General features: G+C 56.4%; 2 protein-coding genes and 3 tRNA genes. All 5 read left to right on the forward strand.

Annotation, left to right across the window (positions count from 1 at the left end; genetic code table 11):
• Window positions 1–378 precede the first annotated feature (378 nt).
• Window positions 379–468, forward strand: a tRNA-Leu gene (locus tag FGQ61_RS09420).
• A 59-nt stretch (window positions 469–527) separates the two neighbouring features.
• Window positions 528–2,873: a GAF domain-containing SpoIIE family protein phosphatase gene (locus FGQ61_RS09425; protein ID WP_138375359.1), complete on the forward strand. Its 2,346-nt coding sequence runs from the start codon at window positions 528–530 to the stop codon at window positions 2,871–2,873.
• A gap of 77 nt (window positions 2,874–2,950) precedes the next feature.
• Entirely contained in the window at window positions 2,951–3,697 is a 747-nt protein-coding gene (locus tag FGQ61_RS09430; protein ID WP_138375360.1) for an anti-sigma factor antagonist, read from the forward strand.
• A gap of 105 nt (window positions 3,698–3,802) precedes the next feature.
• Window positions 3,803–3,878, forward strand: a tRNA-Gly gene (locus tag FGQ61_RS09435).
• Between the two features lie 34 nt (window positions 3,879–3,912).
• Window positions 3,913–3,986, forward strand: a tRNA-Cys gene (locus tag FGQ61_RS09440).
• Window positions 3,987–4,083: the final 97 nt, after the last annotated feature.

Genomic DNA, 4,083 nt, shown 5'->3' on the forward strand with positions numbered 1-4,083 from the left:
GGGCCCGTGGGTTATACCCTAAGAGCAAACCACCCTTTTTAAGGGTGGTTCTGATTTACATCAGCCCCCAGAACATGTTTGAGAACTGTGCCTGAAGTATGTATTTGCAGGCCCCGAATCGGTGTTGCCTCCCGGCGCATTCCGCAGGGGGAGCGATATTTTGCAGCACGAAGTGCGCAGCAAAATATCGCTCATGCCCGAGGACGCGCCGGGAGGCAACACCGATTCGGGGCCGGACACACGGATCTACCTGCGCATTTACAAATTCGTAAACTTTTTTGAAAAAAGTGCTTGCACAGTTCTCGAATCATAGGTTATTATCTTCCTCGTTGAACGCGCGGGTCCAACAAAACGGACCGCGAATCAACAACATAGCATGTCGGAGTGGCGGAATTGGCAGACGCGCTAGCTTGAGGTGCTAGTGACCGCTTTTTGGTCATGCGGGTTCAAGTCCCGCCTCCGACACCATCGCATTTGAGAAGCCTCTTCGGAGGCTTTTTTGTTACCGATAGACGGTGGGGTCCACGATGGAAACGCTTGAACGCAACGAGTGGGCAGACGTTGCCCAACTAGTCGAGATCACGAGCGATGCTGTCATCATCTGTGAGCTCGACGGAACCATTCTGCATGTGAATAATCGCTTACTTGGTTTGATGTGCGAGGAACGCGCCGACGTCATCGGTGGAGATGTTAAAGACGTCCTGTACTCATCCGCTTTTGAACGTGCGACGGAACATCGTCTGCCATTTGAAACTGATGGCTCCGAGAACGAACTGATGCTCAAGCTGAGTGACGGCTCCTTTATCCCCGTCTTGGTTCGTGCGGGCTCCGTGACGCCTCCACGCATCTTTGGGCGCCGCGCGCCACGTGTCCTGGTGGCGCTCCATAGCATCGAAGAACAGTATTCTCACGACCGTCAACTCAAGCGTGCGTTATCGGAGCTTAGAGTGGCGAACAAGCGTCTCTCTGGCACGCTTTCGGTCATTATGAGCACTGTGGGCTCCGATGAGTTACCCAGCCTGCTTGATACTGTTTTGAACCAGCTTGTAGGAACGCTCGATGCTTCGGGTGCCGCTATCTATTTTTCTGAGAGCGGCGGTTTTAAACTTCGCGGTGTTTCCAAGGAGCTGTACGACAGCTACCTGCCTGAGTTTTTGCCGTATGGCGCTGGCATTCCGACGTATGTTCTTCGTGAGTCGCGTGCCTGTCGCTTGTCGATTCAACAGGACCTTGAGGGCGATAAGGCCGCCTCCGGTATGTTCATGGACTTGGACAATCGTTCTAAGCACCTGTTGCGCGTGCAGGATATGCCTCCGTACCGCAGCGAGATCTGTCTTCCCGTTTTTTACGGTACGCAGATCCTTGGCGTGCTGGAAGTTGGTTGGAAACGCCCCCAGGCACCGCTCGCCTATGACGTTAATGTACTCGAGGTCACTTGCGATTACTTGTCTATCCAACTGGTCGGCATGGCATCGAGTCTTCGCTCTCGTCGCACGGCCGAGCTTGGCCGCTCGCTCAATGTCTTACGTGATGAGTTGTTTACCTTTCTAGACGATTCCGTCGCGGCTACCCAGGCGGTATCGTCCGAGATCTGCAATATGCTCAACTGCCATTTTTGCCCTGTTGAGTATGACGCCAGTCTGGATTCCTACGTCATAGATTTTGAAGGCGGCAGTCGCGTTGCTTTGCCGGACGATCCCGAGAAGCTTTTCTTTTCCACGACGGCGCCAGCGGCACGTCTGGGGGCTGGCCCTGATGGCTTTGAGGCATCTGTTTTGGGGGGTACGAGTGCCGAGGACCTTAAACACGTCCGTATAACTCGCGTTGACGAATCGATGCCTATGGGAGGCTGGCTTAGGGCGCATGGTCTGCCTTGTCAAGGTCTCTACGTCGACTCCGGCATCGAGGCGGGGCACCCGCGCTCTGAGGGCGATGGCAAGCACAGTAGCGACGCGATTGTTCCTGCTTCTGTTGCGAAGAGCCCGACGACGCGCGCGCTGCTGCTTCGTGATGGTAGCCAAGAGCCGATTGATGACCTTGAATATGACTACTTGGTGCACTTGGCGCATGACTTTGAACTGATCTACGAAGGCGAATCTCAAAAGCGCGAGGAGCGCCATATCGCTCAGACGCTCCAGATTGGCATGAGAAATTCCCTGGGGGATGTTCCGGGTATCGCAACCGATTCGGTGTACCTGTCGGCCACGAATTCGGCGTTGGTCGGAGGCGATTTCTATACGCTCATTCGTCTTCCCGACGACTGCGCCGTCATGATTCTGGGTGATGTGTCTGGCAAAGGCATTGAGGCCGCATCGATGTCCGCGCTCGTCAAGACGGCCCTGACGGCATATGCCTGGGAGGGCGCTGGACCGGCCCGCATGGCACGCTCCCTTAACAGCATGCTCATGGGCTTTTCGAGGGTCGAGACGTTCGTGACGGCCTTTATCGCCAAGATTGACCTTAAGGCCGGACGCGCAACGTATTGTTCGGCGGGCCATCCTCCGACCATGGTCATCAGGCCAGAGTCGATGCCGCTGGGTGGCGGTGAGGCACGTGGGGGAGAGGTTGAGCTGCTTGGATGCCAATCGGGCGTAATCGGTGCCTTTGAGAGCATGGTGTACGAGACAGGCGTGTTTACGTTCGCCCCCGGCGACATGCTCTTCATGTATACGGATGGAACGATTGAGGCCCGCGACCGCACCGGAGCGTTCTTTGGCGAGCAGCGCTTGCGCGACCTTCTGCTTTCTGTTTCGGGGGAGGGCGTGTCGGGCATTTGCGGCAAGGTCTTGGGCGAGCTTGACCGATTTACCGAATCGGCGCTGGACGATGACATTGCATTGGTGTCCCTTGAGTTTTTACGGGGTCGTTCATAGACGACGCTGGGCGGGCTGAATCCGCACGGTTGGGGAAACGAATGCATCGAGTGGGCTTTTTTGGGAACCATGGTCGTATGAATGAGTGGAATGACATAGCGGTTTTGACGCCACCGGGCGATATCGACATCGCCACGGTGCCTGCGCTGCGTCGGCGGCTGGATGCTTTGATTGGCCGCGGCGTGCGTCGTGTCGTCATCAACTGTCAGGCTGTTAGCTTTATCGATTCGACGGGCTTGGCATTCCTGCTTACGCGCGCTCGTGAGCTCATGAGGCGAGAAGGCCTGCTTTCGCTCGTCAATGCATCAGGTGAAGTTGTTCGCTTTTTGGAGATTGCTCGTCTTGTCGATATCCTTCATGTCGCGGGGCCGGCACGGGAGTCTATTCCCGCCATTCCGGTGGGGGAGCTGCCTCGCTGGAGTAAGAGCGTTGAGGTCCGTCAGGGTATCGAGAATCTTCCATACTACCGACATCGCATCGCCGAACTCCTTGAATCGCTTCCGTTGCGCCGTGACGAGCGCTACGATGTCGCATTGGCGTCGGGGGAGGCGCTGGGTAATGCCTATGACCATGCGGGCGGTATCGGGTGCGTCCTGACGGTTCAGGCCTATGGCGATCGCGTTGTGGTTGAGGTGCTTGATCGAGGTGCCGGCTATTCTATCGATAAAACGAGCGAGCCGGTCGCATCCGAGGAACGCGGCCGTGGTATCAAGCTTATGCGTATGCTCGTCGATAACGTGGAGGTTGCTCGTCGTACGGACGGCGCCGGCACGCGCGTGCAGATGGTGAAGCTGTTTAGCGGAGCGCTGGAATCGTGTGCCTAGCCAATCGCTTTAACGCGTTTGGCTACTAAGAACATGCGGCAGACAAGTTTTTTGAAAAAAGTACTTGCGTCTTTTGGACAACTCGCGTAAATTAATAACCCGCAAGCGGACATGGCTCAGTTGGTAGAGCACAACCTTGCCAAGGTTGGGGTCGCGGGTTCGAGCCCCGTTGTCCGCTCCATTGCATTTCCGGACCGTTTAGGCGGTCCTTTTTCGGCGAAGTGGCCAAGTGGTAAGGCAGAGGCCTGCAAAGCCTTTACCCCCGGTTCGAATCCGGGCTTCGCCTCCAGGCAACATCCGGGCGCTCCGGCGCCCGTTTTGTTTTACATATGCGGACATGGCTCAGTTGGTAGAGCACAACCTTGCCAAGGTTGGGGTCGCGGGTT

This window comes from Collinsella aerofaciens (assembly GCF_005844325.1).
Lineage (GTDB): Bacteria > Actinomycetota > Coriobacteriia > Coriobacteriales > Coriobacteriaceae > Collinsella > Collinsella aerofaciens_G.